Origin of the sequence: Bradyrhizobium sp. 195 (genome assembly GCF_023101665.1) — a bacterium.
In the GTDB taxonomy this organism is placed as follows: Bacteria; Pseudomonadota; Alphaproteobacteria; order Rhizobiales; family Xanthobacteraceae; genus Bradyrhizobium.
In genome coordinates this window covers 1,062,824-1,077,225 of sequence record NZ_CP082161.1, presented here as the reverse complement: position 1 = coordinate 1,077,225, position 14,402 = coordinate 1,062,824, and the positions used below count along the sequence as shown (strand labels likewise).

Annotated in this window: 13 protein-coding genes; 8 read left to right on the top strand and 5 right to left on the bottom strand. The window is 65.2% G+C overall.

The genetic code is table 11. The annotated features are described in order from the left end of the window. Positions 1-30: 30 nt before the first annotated feature. Positions 31-1,050, bottom strand: coding sequence for an SAM-dependent methyltransferase (locus tag IVB26_RS05030; protein ID WP_247970840.1), 1,020 nt, complete (start codon positions 1,048-1,050; stop codon positions 31-33). A gap of 167 nt (positions 1,051-1,217) precedes the next feature. Here IVB26_RS05030 and IVB26_RS05025 point away from each other — a divergent pair, with 167 nt between their 5' ends. The 4 genes from IVB26_RS05025 to IVB26_RS05010 all read left to right on the top strand — a co-directional run bounded on the left by IVB26_RS05025 (position 1,218) and on the right by IVB26_RS05010 (position 4,148). Next, the gene (locus IVB26_RS05025; RefSeq protein WP_247970839.1) at positions 1,218-2,237 is read left to right on the top strand and encodes a flagellar motor protein MotA; all 1,020 of its coding nucleotides are present in this window, start codon (positions 1,218-1,220) and stop codon (positions 2,235-2,237) included. A gap of 150 nt (positions 2,238-2,387) precedes the next feature. After that, a complete protein-coding gene (locus IVB26_RS05020) occupies positions 2,388-3,416 on the top strand; it encodes a peptidoglycan -binding protein (RefSeq protein ID WP_247970838.1) in 1,029 nt (342 codons plus the stop codon). Continuing rightward, a complete protein-coding gene (locus IVB26_RS05015; RefSeq protein ID WP_247970837.1) occupies positions 3,416-3,862 on the top strand; it encodes a GNAT family N-acetyltransferase in 447 nt (148 codons plus the stop codon). The genes IVB26_RS05020 and IVB26_RS05015 overlap by 1 nt, the downstream gene beginning before the upstream one ends. A gap of 79 nt (positions 3,863-3,941) precedes the next feature. Next, a complete protein-coding gene (locus IVB26_RS05010; RefSeq protein ID WP_247970836.1) occupies positions 3,942-4,148 on the top strand; it encodes a hypothetical protein in 207 nt (68 codons plus the stop codon). A gap of 126 nt (positions 4,149-4,274) precedes the next feature. On the opposite strand, the gene IVB26_RS05005 is transcribed toward IVB26_RS05010, so the two are convergent. Next, positions 4,275-6,137 carry an ABC transporter ATP-binding protein/permease gene (locus tag IVB26_RS05005; RefSeq protein WP_458309314.1) on the bottom strand — a complete coding sequence of 621 codons (1,863 nt, stop codon included), beginning with the start codon at positions 6,135-6,137 and terminating at the stop codon, positions 4,275-4,277. A gap of 193 nt (positions 6,138-6,330) precedes the next feature. On the opposite strand from IVB26_RS05005, the gene rpmE reads away from it, so the two are divergent. Further along, positions 6,331-6,558, top strand: coding sequence for a 50S ribosomal protein L31 (gene rpmE / locus IVB26_RS05000; RefSeq protein ID WP_007599895.1), 228 nt, complete (start codon positions 6,331-6,333; stop codon positions 6,556-6,558). A 381-nt stretch (positions 6,559-6,939) separates the two neighbouring features. On the opposite strand, the gene rcdA is transcribed toward rpmE, so the two are convergent. Beyond that, positions 6,940-7,449 (bottom strand): protease adaptor protein RcdA, encoded by a 510-nt coding sequence (gene rcdA / locus IVB26_RS04995; protein WP_246931258.1) that lies wholly within the window; start codon positions 7,447-7,449, stop codon positions 6,940-6,942. Between the two features lie 537 nt (positions 7,450-7,986). Beyond that, positions 7,987-8,178, bottom strand: coding sequence for a DUF1192 domain-containing protein (locus IVB26_RS04990; protein ID WP_247970835.1), 192 nt, complete (start codon positions 8,176-8,178; stop codon positions 7,987-7,989). Positions 8,179-8,287: 109 nt separating this feature from the next. On the opposite strand from IVB26_RS04990, the gene IVB26_RS04985 reads away from it, so the two are divergent. Then, entirely contained in the window at positions 8,288-9,286 is a 999-nt protein-coding gene (locus tag IVB26_RS04985; RefSeq protein WP_247970834.1) for an NAD(P)H-quinone oxidoreductase, read from the top strand. 164 nt (positions 9,287-9,450) lie between these two features. Then, positions 9,451-12,327 (top strand): EAL domain-containing protein, encoded by a 2,877-nt coding sequence (locus IVB26_RS04980; protein WP_247970833.1) that lies wholly within the window; start codon positions 9,451-9,453, stop codon positions 12,325-12,327. A 154-nt stretch (positions 12,328-12,481) separates the two neighbouring features. Here the strand turns inward: IVB26_RS04980 and IVB26_RS04975 are convergent, their stop codons facing one another. Continuing rightward, positions 12,482-12,742, bottom strand: coding sequence for a DUF7662 domain-containing protein (locus IVB26_RS04975; protein WP_247970832.1), 261 nt, complete (start codon positions 12,740-12,742; stop codon positions 12,482-12,484). A 154-nt stretch (positions 12,743-12,896) separates the two neighbouring features. Between IVB26_RS04975 and IVB26_RS04970 the strand changes: the two genes are divergently transcribed. Beyond that, entirely contained in the window at positions 12,897-14,393 is a 1,497-nt protein-coding gene (locus IVB26_RS04970; protein ID WP_247970831.1) for a sensor domain-containing diguanylate cyclase, read from the top strand. Positions 14,394-14,402 lie beyond the last annotated feature (9 nt).

Sequence of the window (14,402 nt, the reverse complement as noted above, 5' to 3'; positions counted from 1 at the left end):
ATCGCTGCGTGCTGCGACGGAACAGCGCAATCACACGGCGGCCTTCAGTCGGTACTGGCTGACACCCCATTCAGTTCCATCGGCATAGCCGAACAGGCCCGATGTCGCGAGCAGGTACCAGCGCCAACGCCGCGTCCACTGGCAGGTCTGTTCGCCATAGGCCTTGCGCAACGCCCCCTCGATGGTGTCGCGATGCGTATCGAAATTGGCGAGCCAGTCGTTCGCGGTGCGCTGATAATGCGTGCCGCTCCAGCACCATTCCTTCTCGACGGTGAAGATGTCGTCGAATTGCCTGACGAGGTGATGGCTCGGCATCAGCACGCCCGTGAAGACGTGCTGCGCGATCCAGTCGTCGCGATCGAGCCGGTCGTACAGCTGCGAGCCGGAGCGGTGGGTGACGATTTGCATGAAGAAGCGGCCCTCCGGCGCGAGCCATGACCGCAGGCGCGTCATCAGCTTGCGCCAGTTCATCATCCGCTCGAACATCTCGACCGAGACGATGCGATCGAATTGGCCGTCGGGCGCGAACACGTTCATGTCCGCGGTGACCACGCGCAGGTTCAGCAGGCCGCGCCGCTGCGCCTGCTCCTCGAGATGGGCGCGGTGGACCTGCGAGGTCGACACCGCCGTCACCTTGGCGTGCGGAAACTGCCGCGCCATCCACAGCGACAGCGAGCCCCAGCCGCAGCCGAGCTCGAGGATGGTCTGGCCGTCGGCGAGACCGGCATGCTCGACGGTCTGTCGCAGCGCCTCCTCCTCCGCCTCCTGCAGGGTGGTCGCATCGGTCTTGTAGAAGCAGCAGGAATATTTGCGGCTGGGGCCGAGCATGTCGGCGAAGAACGAAGCAGGCACCTCGCCAAACCCGACCGCGACATCCTCGGCGATCGGCCGCAGCATCATCCGGCCGGCGAAAGCGGCATCGGCGGCCGCGTCATGTGCGGCGAGGCGCGTTGCGCTGCGGGAGCACAGGCGTTGGATCGCGGCGCGGATCACCACGTCCGGCAGCGGCACGCGTTCGGCAGTCCCGATGATCGCGGAAACGACGCTCATGCGCCCCCCGAATGGCGAACTTCTGCAGATACCTGGCTATCAAAGCGCCGCTTCCGCTCCGGGTTCCCCGAACCATCCCCGAAATCGGCGCATCCGGCGCTTTTTTTGGGCCGGCGCTGTGCCATAGTACGCACGCAAGCAAGCTTTCGTAATGGATGATTCCGGCCATGCCGCCTGGCACTTCCCGCTCCACCATGGATATCGAGTACACTAAACTGTCCTCACCCAGCGTCTTCCTGGTGCGGATGCTGGTCTTCCTGGTACTGTGCTCACTGGTCAGCGTGGTGCTCTACAAGCAGATCATCCAGGCCTTCTTCGCCAATCCCGGGCTCAATGCCCTGATCGGCGGCGTGCTGTTCATCGGCATCATCCTGGCCTTCCGCCAGGTCATCCGGCTCTACCCTGAGGTGTCCTGGGTCAACAATTTCCGCGTTGCCGATCCCGGCCTGGCGCCGGCGCGGCACCCGAAACTGCTGGCGCCGATGGCGGCGATCCTCGGTGGCGAGCGCTCCGGGCGGATGTCGATCACTCAGACCACCATGCGGCACCTGCTCGATTCGATCGCAACCCGCCTGGATGAAGCCCGCGACATCTCGCGCTACATGACCGGCCTCTTGGTCTTCCTCGGCCTGCTCGGCACCTTCTGGGGCCTGATCGAAACGGTCGGTTCGGTCGGCAAGGTGATCGACGGGCTCAAGGTCGGCGGCGATTCCGGCGCATTGTTCGACACGCTGAAGGAAGGCCTTGCCGCCCCGCTCGGCGGCATGGGCATCTCGTTCTCGAGCTCCCTGTTCGGCCTCGCCGGCTCGCTGATCCTCGGCTTCCTCGATTTGCAATCGAGCCAGGCGCAGAACCGCTTCTACACCGACCTGGAAGACTGGCTCGCCACCACGGTGCGGGAATATGGCAGCGGCGAAGTCGCGGTCGCTTCCGGCGGCGGCGGCGGGGTCGCCAGCGGCGAGCTCCAGGCCGCGGTCGAACGCTTACGCTCCGCGCTCGAGGAAGGCAGCGCCAGCCGCGGCACCACTGCGGCGATGGCAAGCCTTGCCGAAGCCATCCAGGCCCTGGTTTCGCACATGCGCACCGAGCAGCAGATGATCCGCGAATGGGCCGATGGCCAGGGCGAGCAGAACCGCGAGATCCGGCGCCTGCTGGAGCGCCTCGCCCGCCAGCCGGAAAAGAGTTAACGATTCGCGTGCCCCGGACGCTGCGCAGCACGAAGTGATGCGCTGCAGAGCCGGGGCCTAGCGTCGGGAAAGATTATGGGTCCCGGCTCTGCGCAGCAGCGTTTCACGCTGCGGCGCGTCCGGGACACGAGAGAAGAAGCGGAGAACTAAATGGCTCTAGCGCGCGGCCGCCGCAGCGACGGCGCCTTCAACTACTGGCCCGGCTTCGTCGACGCACTGTCGACGCTGGTGCTGTCGATCGTATTCCTGCTGTCGGTGTTCCTGGTGGTGCAGTTCTTCCTGTCCCAGGAGGTCACCGGCAAGGACAAGGCGCTGGAGCAACTCAATGCCAAGATCGCGCAGCTCAACGAGCTGTTGTCACTGGAAAAGCTCGGCAAGCTCACGCTCGACGACCAGGTCTCGCAACTGAAAGCCGGCCTCGCCTCGGCCGAGACCGAGCGCGACCGCATCAAGGGCCTTTATGACGGCCTGGCCGCCGCAGGCACTGACGCCCAAGGCAAGTCCTCCGAGCTCGGCAAGGCGCTGGACTCGGAGAAGGCGGTTTCGACACGGGCGCTGGCGCAGATCGAGGTGCTGAACCAGCAGATCAGCGCCTTGCGCCGGCAACTGGCCGCGCTGGAAGAGGCGTTAGATGCCAGCGAGAAGCGCGACAAGGAATCGCAGAACCGGATCGCCGATCTCGGTTCTCGCCTGAACGTCGCATTGGCGCAGCGCGTGCAGGAATTGTCGCGCTACCGCTCGGAGTTCTTCGGCCGGCTGCGCACCATCCTCGGCAACCGGCCCGACATCCGCATCGTCGGCGACCGCTTCGTGTTCCAGTCCGAAGTGTTCTTCGACACCGGCCAGGCGACGCTCCTGCCCGAGGGCCGCGCCGAGCTCGACACATTGGCGACCGCGCTGATCGAGCTCGACAAGAAGATCCCGAACGAGATCCCCTGGGTGCTGCGGGTCGACGGCCACACCGACGTACGGCCGGTGAGCGGTGCGAACTTCAAGTCGAACTGGGACCTGTCGGCGGCACGCTCGATCTCGGTGGTGCAATATCTGGTCTCGCTTGGCGTGCCCGCCCAGCGCCTTGTCGCCGCCGGCTTCGGCGAATTCCAGCCGCTCGATCCCGGCAACACGGAAGAGGCCTACAAGCGCAACCGCCGCATCGAGCTGAAGCTGACGGAGCGGTAGTGAGCGCCCTCCACCTTCGCCCCTATCGCCCCGAGGATGAAGCAGCCTCGATCGACCTCTGGCATCGCACCTGGCAGCAGGCCTATCCGCAAATCGATTTCGCGGCGCGTCTGGAATGGTGGCGCGAGCGCTGGCGCAAGGATCTGGTGCCGAAGGCCCGGATCGTGGTGGCGGAACTGAATGGCGCGCTGATCGGTTTCGTCACGATCGATGGCGAAGGCTATCTCGACCAGCTCGTGGTCGACCCCGATCACTGGGGATCGGATGCAGCAAAGCTGCTGGTCGAGGAGGCCAAGCGGCTGTCACCCTCGGGCGTCACGCTGCTCGTCAACAAGGACAATTCCCGCGCCATCCGCTTTTACGAGCGCAACGGATTTGCCCATGCTGGCGCCGATGTGAACCCGACCTCAGGCCGGCCGGTGCTGAAGATGGAATGGCGGGCGTGAGGCCCATCACGGCCGGGATCCAGGGACGTCTGCTAATCGTTGGTGCCGGAGCAGCGATGACAGCGGATGGAGGCGATCGATGCAGCTGCGCGATCTGGCCAAGGGTTCCTCGGTCTTTCTGGGCGTCATCGTCGCCGGATATCTGTCGACGACCTATGTCGACCGGCGCTTTGCGATGCAACTCGATACGAGCGGCCCTGCATCATCGGCCTGCGTCGGCGAGGACGGTAGCTGGAAGAACTGGCCGTGGCCGAACGTGCCGGCGCTCTCGCCGAAGTGCCGGTGATCGGGACGTCATTCCCCGCGAAGGCGGGGAATCCAGTACGCCGCGGCCTATCGATTGATCACTCCTGTCACGGATTACTGGATCATCCGCCTTCGCGGATGATGACACCGTGACTGAGGCAGCGCCTCAAGCCCCCTCGAACTGCAGCCTCGCCAGCCTCGCATAAAGCCCGTTTGCAGCCACGAGCTCGGCATGCGTGCCCTGCTCGACGATCCTGCCCTGATCCATCACCAGGATGCGGTCGCAGGACAGCACGGTGGCGAGGCGATGCGCGATGACCAGCGTGGTGCGGTGGCGCATCAGCTCTTCCAGCGCGGTCTGCACCAGCGTCTCGCTTTCGGCGTCGAGCGCGGAGGTGGCTTCATCGAGCAGCAGCAGAGGCGCCTCGCGCAGGATGGCGCGGGCGATCGCGATGCGCTGGCGCTGGCCGCCTGACAGCGTCACGCCGCGCTCGCCGAGCGGGGTGTCGAAACCTTCCGGCAGGCGGCGGATGAATTCGGCAGCATGCGCGAGCTCGGCGGCACGCTCGACCTCGGCGTCGGTCGCATCGGGCCGGCCGAAGCGGATGTTCTCGCGCGCACTCGCGGCGAACACGTTGGATTCCTGCGGCACCAACGCGATGCGCGCGCGGAAATCCCTGGGATCGGCGGATTTGACCGGCACGCCGTCGAGCGAGATCGCGCCGCTGCGCGGGTCGTAGAAGCGCAGCAAGAGGTGAAAGATCGTGCTCTTGCCGGCGCCGGACGGACCGACGATCGCGACTTTCTCGCCGGGGCGCACCGTGAATGAAACGGCATCGAGCACATTGACGTCGCGCCGCACCGGATAGGCGAAGCTGACCTGATCGAAGCCGACCTCGCCGCGTGCCGGCACCGGCAGCGCGCGCGCAGACGCGGGCGCCTTGATGTCGGGCTCGACGTGCAAAATCTCGAACAGGCGCTCGGCCGCGCCTGATGCCGCCGAAACCTCGCCCCAGACCTCGCTGAGCTGGCCGAGGCCGGCTGCGGCGAACACCGCGTAAAGCACGAACTGACCGAGCCGGCCCGGCGAAATCGCGCCGGTCAGCACGTCATGCGAGCCGATCCAGAGGATCGCGACCACGCTTGCGAACACGATGAAGATGATGATGGCCGTGAGCACCGCGCGAGCCTGGGTCGAGGTGCGCGCCGCCTCATAGGCCTGCTCGACCTCGCCGCCGAACCGCTTCTCGGCGAATGGCTCGCTGGTATAGGCCTGCACGGTGCGGATCGCACCAACCAGCTCGCCCGCATAGGCCGATGCCTCGGCGAGGGTGTCCTGCGCATTGCGCGACAGCCGCCGCACCCAGCGCCCGAAGGCGACCAGCGGCAGCACGATCAAGGGGATGGCCAGCAGCACGAAGCCCGACAGCTTCGGGCTCGTGATCACCATCATCGCCGTGGCGCCCAGGAACATCATCAAATTGCGCAGCGCGATCGACACGGAAGCGCCGACGGCCGATTTGAGCTGGGTGGTGTCGGCGGTGAGCCGCGAGATCAGCTCGCCGCTGCGCGCGGAGTCGAAGAAGGCGGGGGAGAGCGAGAGCAGATGAGCGAAGACGTCGCGCCTGAGGTCGGCAACGATGCGCTCGCCGATCGTCATCACGAGGTAGTAGCGCGCGGCGCTGGCGAGCGCGAGCACGGCGACCACCGCGAGCATCACCGAGAAGTAGCTGTTGATCAGCTCGATGCCCTCGGGCGTCAGGCCGAAATCGATCATCCGGCGCACCGCGACCGGCACCAGCAGCGTGGTCAGCGCCGCGACCGTGAGTGCGACGAAGGCGAACGCCGCGCGGCCGCGATAGCGGTACACATAGGGCGCGAGCGCAAGCAGCGGCCGCAGCTTGGCACGACCCTTGGCCGGCTCTTCGATCAGATCGACTTCGATCGACGGGGTGTCGGCGGAATTCAATTGGGAGTTCATTCCGGGCTGATCGACATACTGGTCATCAAGCCGTTCCACTGCGCTCATGAGATCTGGCCCATTGCATTCGTTTGCTCCCAATAGGCCGCTGCAGGGGGTGTGGCAAATCCGGGATGTCCCTTAGGGGCAAACCCGGTTCACCGCCCGGGATGGCTTGTTTTGCCTGATACCGTGAGGTATAGAGCCGGCCAAATCCGTCATTCGTTAGCCACCAAGAGGCGCCGGGCGCCGAGGAATTGCCATGAAAGCCGAAATTCACCCGAATTATCATACGATTAAGGTCGTGATGACCGACGGAACCGAGTACCTGACCCGCTCGACCTGGGGCAAGGAAGGCGACACGCTGAACCTCGACATCGACCCGAAGTCGCACCCGGCCTGGACCGGCGGCAACGCCCAGCTGATGGATCGCGGTGGCCGCGTCTCGCGCTTCCAGAAGAAGTTTTCGGGCTTCCTCAAAAAGGATTGATCCGGCCCGCAAGGCTGGAGACGAAAAACGCCCCTGGGGAAACCAGGGGCGTTTTTGTTTTGGGCAACCGTCGCGCTGCTGACAGACCCGTCATCCTGAGGTGCCGGAGCGAAGCGGAGGCCTCGAAGGATGAACGTCCGCGATGCAGCCGGGCCGTCGCCCTTCGAGGGCCGCTACGCGGCCACCTCAGGGTGACGGTTCAACATTCAATGCACGGATGGTCTCGTAGGGGGCAAAGCGACTTGTCCGCCGTAGCTCGAAGAGCGAAGGCGGAAGCGTGCCCACGAAACCTTTGCTGTAGTCCCAGGTGAGAGATCGTGGGCACGGCGCTACGCGCCTTTGCCCAACCTACGGAAGCGTGCCCCTACGGCAGCCGTGAACCTACCGCTCGAATGCCGCCTTCAGCGCGTTGAGGTGCGGCACCAGCGGATTGCCGATCGCGACGTGCTCGGCCGGCGGGGTGTGGATGGTGGTGTCGAGGCGGCGCACGCGGGTCTGCAGGCTCATCGAGCGATGGATCAGGTCCTGGAGCTGCGAGGGCAGCTTCTCGATGGTGTCGGCGGGGCCGGGATCGGCCGCGCTGAGCTTGACCTTGGTCTTCTCGCGATTGGCCTGGCTCAGCGTCATCTCGCCTTCCTTCACCGCACGGTGCAGCAGCAGCCACGAGGCGAGCTGCATCAGGCGGGTGGTGAGACGCATGCTCTCGGTCGCGTAGGTGAGGCTGACGGCACGGTCGAGCGCCTTCGCCTCGGTGCGGCCGTCGCCGTCGAGATAGGCGGCGGTCTCTTCGACGAGGTCCATGCCCTCGCGGAACAGGACGCCGAACGCCGCAGAATTGGTGAACCGCTCGCTGAGTTGAACGAGAGCGCCGTCGGCCTGCAAACGTTCCATGGTTAACGCCTCTTACGCAACTGTTTGACGATCCGGCTTGGCACCGGCTTATGATGAACAAATCATTGCGCGGGCGGGACGCGGAGTCCAGCGACATGCGCGGTTATGGTTTCCGCGGGTCATTCCCGGGAATTCAACCGCAACGCGATGCAAAAACGCAAAAAAGAGCCGCCGGAAGACCGGCGGCTTTGAAAGTTGATAACAGGGAGGCGTCAAACAGAGTGGACAGGAGCCACTCGGTGTCCAAACGAGGACAGTTCCAGTCATAAACCCGAAAGCTTAATCGACGGTAAACGAGCTAATTTTTTGAGAGTTCGTTAGCCATGTCGGTCAGTGGCCGAGTGTGTTGCGGAACAAGCTCTCCGCCGTCATTCCGGGGCGCGACGAAGTCGCGAGCTGTGATGCGCAATTGCGCATCGTAGCTCGGCGTTGCGCGCCGCCCCGGAATGACGGCGCGAGATAGTGTTACGCGAGGCTGGTCCGGCTCTGCGGAGCGTCACTGCGTGCCGCACCGCGTCCGGGACACGAGAGCGTGAATTACTTCTTGAAGAAATTATCCGCCGCATCGCGCGAGGCGCGCTTCTTGGTGGCGGCTTCTTCCAGCCGTGCGATCTCGGTCTTGAGCAGCAGCACGCGCTCGGTCAGCTCCTCCACCGACAACAGTGAGAGATCCTGTCCAATCTCATGGCTGATCTTCTTGCGCGGGCGGTCCTCGTCTTCCGTTGCCATCCTCGTTCCTCCTGCGTTCGCGGGCACAATGCCGAGGCGGTTGCCAGCGTGGGCCGCGCTGGCTAAGCAAAGGCCTCGTTCCTCCCGCACCTTTGCTCAAGGACACATCATGGACAAGCTGCCCGCGCAAATGACCGTGGTCGCCATCTCCAAGCCCGGCGGACCGGAGGTGCTGGTGCCGGAACAGCGCAGCGTTCCGCAGCCCGGCCCCGACGAGATCCTGGTCAAGGTCGAGGCCGCGGGCGTCAACCGGCCCGACGTCGCGCAGCGCTCCGGCGCCTATCCGCCGCCGCCCGGCGCCAGCGACCTGCCCGGTCTCGAGATTGCCGGTGAAGTGGTTGCGTTGGGCAGCAACGCCAAGCGGCACAAGATCGGCGACAAGGTGATGTCGCTGGTCGCGGGCGGTGGTTATGCGCAGTACTGCATCGCGCAGGACGCCCAGGCGATGAGCGTGCCGCCGGCGCTGTCGATCAAGGAAGCCGGCGCGCTGCCGGAAACCCTGATGACGGTCTGGCACAATGTGTTTGAGCGCGGCGGCCTGAAGGCCGGCGAGACGCTGCTGATCCATGGCGGCTCCTCCGGCATCGGCACCATGGCGATCCAGCTCGCGAAGGCATTCGGTGCGAAGGTGTTCGTCACCGTCGGATCGCAGGACAAGATCGATGCCTGTCTCAAGCTCGGGGCCGATCGCGCCATCAACTACAAGAGCGAAGACTTCGTCGCCGTGGTCAAGGAAGAGACCGACAAGGCCGGCGTCAATCTGATCCTCGACATGGTCGCGGGCGACTATGTCGACCGCAACTATGACGCCGCCGCGGTCGACGGTCGCATCGTCCAGATCGCGACGCTGAATGGCCCCAAGGTCAGCGTCAACATCGCCAAGGTGATGGTCAAGCGCCTCACCCATACCGGCTCGACCCTGCGCCCCCGTAGTAATGCGGACAAGGCGGCGATGGTGGCCGCGATCGAAGCGAAAGTGATGCCGCTTTTGCGCGAAGGCCGCGTCAAGCCGCTGATGGACAGCACTTTCCCGCTGGAAAAGGCAGCCGACGCGCACCGGCGCATGGAAACCAGCGCACATATTGGCAAAATTGTGTTGGAGGTGTAGGCCCCCGGCCCACTGGGCTGGCGGAAACCCTTTGATTTTCCTTGCTTTCGTGGCATCTATCGCGACGCACCGAACCGCTTCCGTTCGGGCAGAAATCGCCTTTTAGAATCGCCTTGTAGAGTCGCCTTGCACTCGAAGTTTGCGTCGAACGCGGAGAACTGACCTTGCGTCTGATCAGGTGCCTCGCGCCCATCGCGCTGGGCCTCATGATGCTCGTTGCCGCGTCCCCTGCACGCGCGCTCGACGCGGTCAGCGTTCGCGGTGACGCGCCCGCGATCGACCTCACCGGCGTGCTCGAGCATCAGCGCAGCGATGCCGATCGCATTCAGGTCTCCACCGCGCCCGGCACCGACGGCATCGTCCGCCGCATCGAGGTGCGCGCCCGCGAGGGCGGCCAGAACTGGGTAGTGTTCGCGCTCGCCAACAACACCGACGACCAGCTCGACCGCCTGATCGTCGCTCCGCATTACCGCATCGTCTCCTCGGGGCTGCTGTGGCCCGACCTCGGCCTGTCGCGCATCGCGACCATCACGCCCTCGACCGGCGATCGGCCGGAGCGGCAGGAAAGCCCGACCGCCGACGTCTTCCGCGTCACGCTCGACCCCGGCGCCGTCATCACCTTCGTCGCGGAGCTGCGGACCGACAAGCTGCCGCAGCTCTATCTGTGGGAGCCGGAAGCCTACAAGGACAAGGTCAACTCGTTCACGCTGTACCAGGGCATCGTGATCGGCATCTCCGGCTTGCTCGCGCTGGTGCTGACGATCCTGTTCGTGGTCAAGGGCAGCATCATGTTCCCGGCTGCCGCGGCGCTGGCCTGGGCGGTGCTGGTCTATATCGGCGTCGATTTCGGCTTCTGGGGCAAGGTGCTCGACATGTCGAACAACGCCGAGCGCATCTGGCGCGCGGCGGGTGAAGCGATCCTGGCGGCGACGCTGCTGGTGTTCCTGTTCGCCTATCTCAACCTCAGCCGATGGCATGTGCGCTATTCGCACATCACCGTGGGCTGGCTTGCGTTCCTGGGATCGTTGGTTGCGCTCGCACTGTTCGATCCGGCCGTCGCCTCCGGCATCGCCCGCATCTCGCTGGTGCTGATCGCCTTCGCCGGCTTCGCGCTGATCGTCTATCTCTCCACCCACGGCTTCGACCGTGCCGTGCTCTTGATCCCGACCTGGTTCCTCCTCGTGGTCTGGGTGGTCGCGGCCGGCATGACGGTCGCGGGCTCCGTCACCAACGACATCGTCGGCCCTGCCCTGCTCGGCGGCCTCGTGCTGATCGTGATGCTGATCGGCTTCACGGTGATGCAGCACGCCTTTGCCGGCGGCGGCGCCACCACCGGCGTCGTCTCCGACATCGAGCGGCGGGCCCTTGCGCTGGCCGGCTCCGGCGATCTGATCTGGGACTGGGACGTCTCCGCCGACAAGGTCTTCACCAGCCCCGAAACCGAAGCGCTGCTCGGACTGAAGCGCGGTACCCTCGAAGGGCCCGCGGCCTCGTGGCTCGAGGTGCTGCATCCGCTCGACCAGGACCGTTTCCGCGCCGCGCTCGACAGCGTGCTCGACCAGCGCCGCGGCCGCCTGGTGCAGGATTTCCGCCTGCGCACCCCGGACGGCCATTTCATGTGGTTCGCGCTGAAAGCGCGGCCGGTGGTCGGCTCCGACGGCGAGGTCTCGCGCGTCGTCGGCACCCTCACCGACGTCACCGAGCTGCGCAACGCCGAGGAGCGCCTGCTGCACGATTCCGTGCATGACAACCTCACCGGCCTGCCCAACCGCAAACTGTTCATGGACCGGTTGGGCGCGGTCGCGCATTTCGCCAAGACCATGCCGACGCTGCGGCCGACGCTGATGGTCATCGATCTCGACCGCTTCAAGCAGGTCAACGATTCCGTCGGCATCGCGGTCGGCGATTCCATCCTGCTGACACTGGCCCGCCGTCTCACCCGCATCCTGAAGCCGCAGGACACGCTGGCCCGCATGGCCGGCGATCAGTTCGGCCTGATCCTGCTGTCCGAGCAGGACCCGGCCCGCATCACCGCCTTCGCCGAGACCATCCGCAAGACCATCCGCGCGCCGATCGCCTTCAACGACCGCGAGATCTTCCTCACGGCGTCGATCGGTCTCGCGCTGTCCGATCCGCAAGTTCAGCTCACGGACGAGATCATCAAGGACGCCGAGCTGGCGATGTATCATTCCAAGCGCATCGGCGGCGACCGCATCGACGTCTACAAGCCCGCGATGCGGGCGCGGAAGACCGACCGCCTGACGCTGGAGAGCGAGCTGCGCCGCGCCATCGAGCGCCAGGAGCTGACGATCCTGTACCAGCCGATCGTGCGGCTGGAGGATCGTTCGGTCGCCGGCTTCGAAGCGCTGGTGCGCTGGGATCACCCCAAGCTCGGACGCATGGCGCCGTCGGAGTTCATCACTATCGCGGAAGAGACCGGCCTGATCGTCGACCTCGGCATGTTCGTGCTCGACCAGACTGCCAAGCAGCTCTCGATCTGGCAGCGCGCGATGCGCTCACGCGAGCCGATCTTCGCCTCCGTCAACGTGTCGTCGCGGCAATTGCTGCGCCACGACCTGATCCACGACATCCGCACCGTGCTGTCGCGCTCCTCGGTGGCGCGCGGCACGCTCAAGCTGGAACTGACGGAATCGCTGGTGATGGAGAACCCGGAGCACGCTGCGCAAATGCTGACGCGGATCCGCGAGCTCGGCACCGGGCTCTCGCTCGACGATTTCGGCACCGGCCATTCCTCGCTGGCCTATCTCCAGCGCTTCCCGTTCGACACCATCAAGATCGACCAGTCGTTCGTGCGCACCACCAACCGCGGCACGCGGCCGGTGATCCTGAAGTCGATCATCGCGCTCGCGCACGACCTCGGCATGGACGTGGTGGCCGAAGGCGCCGAGACGGATTCGGATGCGGTCGAGCTCTACCAGATGGGCTGCGAATACGCGCAAGGCTTTGCCTTCGGCGAGCCGATGGACGCGGATGCGGCAATGCGGCTGCTGACGGAAGTGCGGCTCGAAGCGGCGAGCTGATCTAGCCGCGAATCTGGTATCGTAGGGTGGGCAAAGCGAAGCGTGCCCACCGCTTCTGTTGCAGGTATTGGATCGATGGTGGGCACGGCGCAAGTGCGCCTTTGCCCACCCTACGATACTGTTGGACGTGGAGAGACCGTCGCCCCACTCCGGCTCACCTGCGTTGCAGCTTCTTCTTCGTGAACCTCACGCTCGCACCATCCGGCATGCGCGTCGCAACAAACCCCGCGGCGAGGCAGGCTTCGCGCTGCGGCATCTGGATGTCGGGGCTGCGCAGGCTGTCCCACCACGAGGCACGATTGGCCGCGCGCGGCAGCGCCGCGCCGATGATCTCCTCGATCTGTTCGAAGCTCAGGACGAATTCAGCCTGCTTCTGCCGCATCAGATAGTCGCGCAACGCGTCGTAGTCGTTCACAATCGTCCTCTCGCCCGAACCCCAGCTGTCCCATCGAGGTCTGCCCAAAACCGTGAGCCTTGTAAACCGATCCTTAACTCATTGCAGCAGCGCCGTCCTACCTTAAACACTACGCAAGCTTTCGGGCGCATCCACTAGGGGTCGGGAGCGAACGATGCTGTCTGGATGGCGCGAAGTCACGGCCCGCCGGCCGTGGCGGATTTCGGCGAAGCTGCTGATCATCTCGTCCGTGGTGACGGTGATCGGCTTTTCCGCCGTTTGCGTCAACGTCATGCTCGACATGCGCCGGGGTGAGGAGGCGCTCGCCCGCCAGACGCTGGAGAATTTGGCGACGAGCATCCAGTCCGACGTCAGCCGCAACGTCGAGATCTACGACCTGTCACTGAAGGCGGTCGCCAGCAACATGCTGCTGCCCGAGCTTGCCACGGTCTCGAAGCCGATCCGTCACCTGATCCTGTTCGACCATGCGATCACGGCACGGCATTTCGGCGCCATCCAGGTGTTCGACGCCGACGGCAGGTTGACCATCGACGCCTCCACGCTCGATCCGATCACTGAGAACCGGAGCGACGAGGACTATTTCAGGGTTCATCGCGACAATCCCGAGGTCGGGCTTTTCATCAGCCGCCCGATGCTGTTCCGCGGGGCCTACGCGATCGTGCTGAGCCGTCGCATCAGCGATACCGACGGCGGCTTCCTCGGCGTTGTCGCCGGCTCGATCCGCTTCAGCTATTTCCACGAATTGTTCGAGCAGCTGAACCTCGATCCCGAGGACACCATCACCGTGCTCAAGCGTGACCGCACCATCATGATGCGGCGGCCGTTCGACCTCGACGTGATCGGCACGAACCTGAACGACCGCCGGGCCTGGAAGGCCGACAACCTCCCGGTCGGAGCCTCCTATGCGGGACAGGGCCCGGTCGATCCGACGCCGCGGCTCTATGTCCGCAGCGCCGACAGCGGACCGCTGTTCGTGGTGGCGGGCAAACCTCTGGCCGCGGTGTTCGCGCTCTGGCAGAAGGAAGCGTTTCGCATCGGCGCCGTGGTGCTGGTGCTCGCGCTGTTCGTGCTGGGATCGACGCTCGTGCTCGCGCGCGAGATCAGCCGGCGCGCCGAGGCCGAGCGCAAGCTCGAGGAAATGGCGACGACCGACGCGCTCACCGGCCTGAAGAACCGCCGCAAATTCGATTCCGTCATCGACGTCGAATGGCGGCGGGCCATGCGCCAGAAGGCGCCGATCGCGCTGTTGATGATCGATGCCGATCACTTCAAGGCCTACAACGACACGTTCGGCCATCAGGCGGGCGACCAGGTGCTGGTCGGCATCGCCATCTGCATTTCCGATTCGGTGAGCCGGGCCGGCGACTGCGCCGCACGCTATGGCGGCGAGGAATTCGCCGTGCTGCTGCCGAACGTTTCGGCTGCCGACGCCTTCAAGATCGCCGAGACGATCCGCCTCAAGGTGCAGGGCTGGTCCGACGACCCGGTGATTTCGACTGTCTCCTGCGGCGTCGCCAGCTTCGTGCCCACCGCCGGCATGGACTGGCCGGTCCTGGTCGCCGCCGCCGACAAGGCGCTCTACGCCGCCAAGGCCGGCGGGCGGAATCAGTCGGTGGTTGCGAGCTTGCCGCAGCTGTCGCTGGTGGCGTGAGACGGTCTA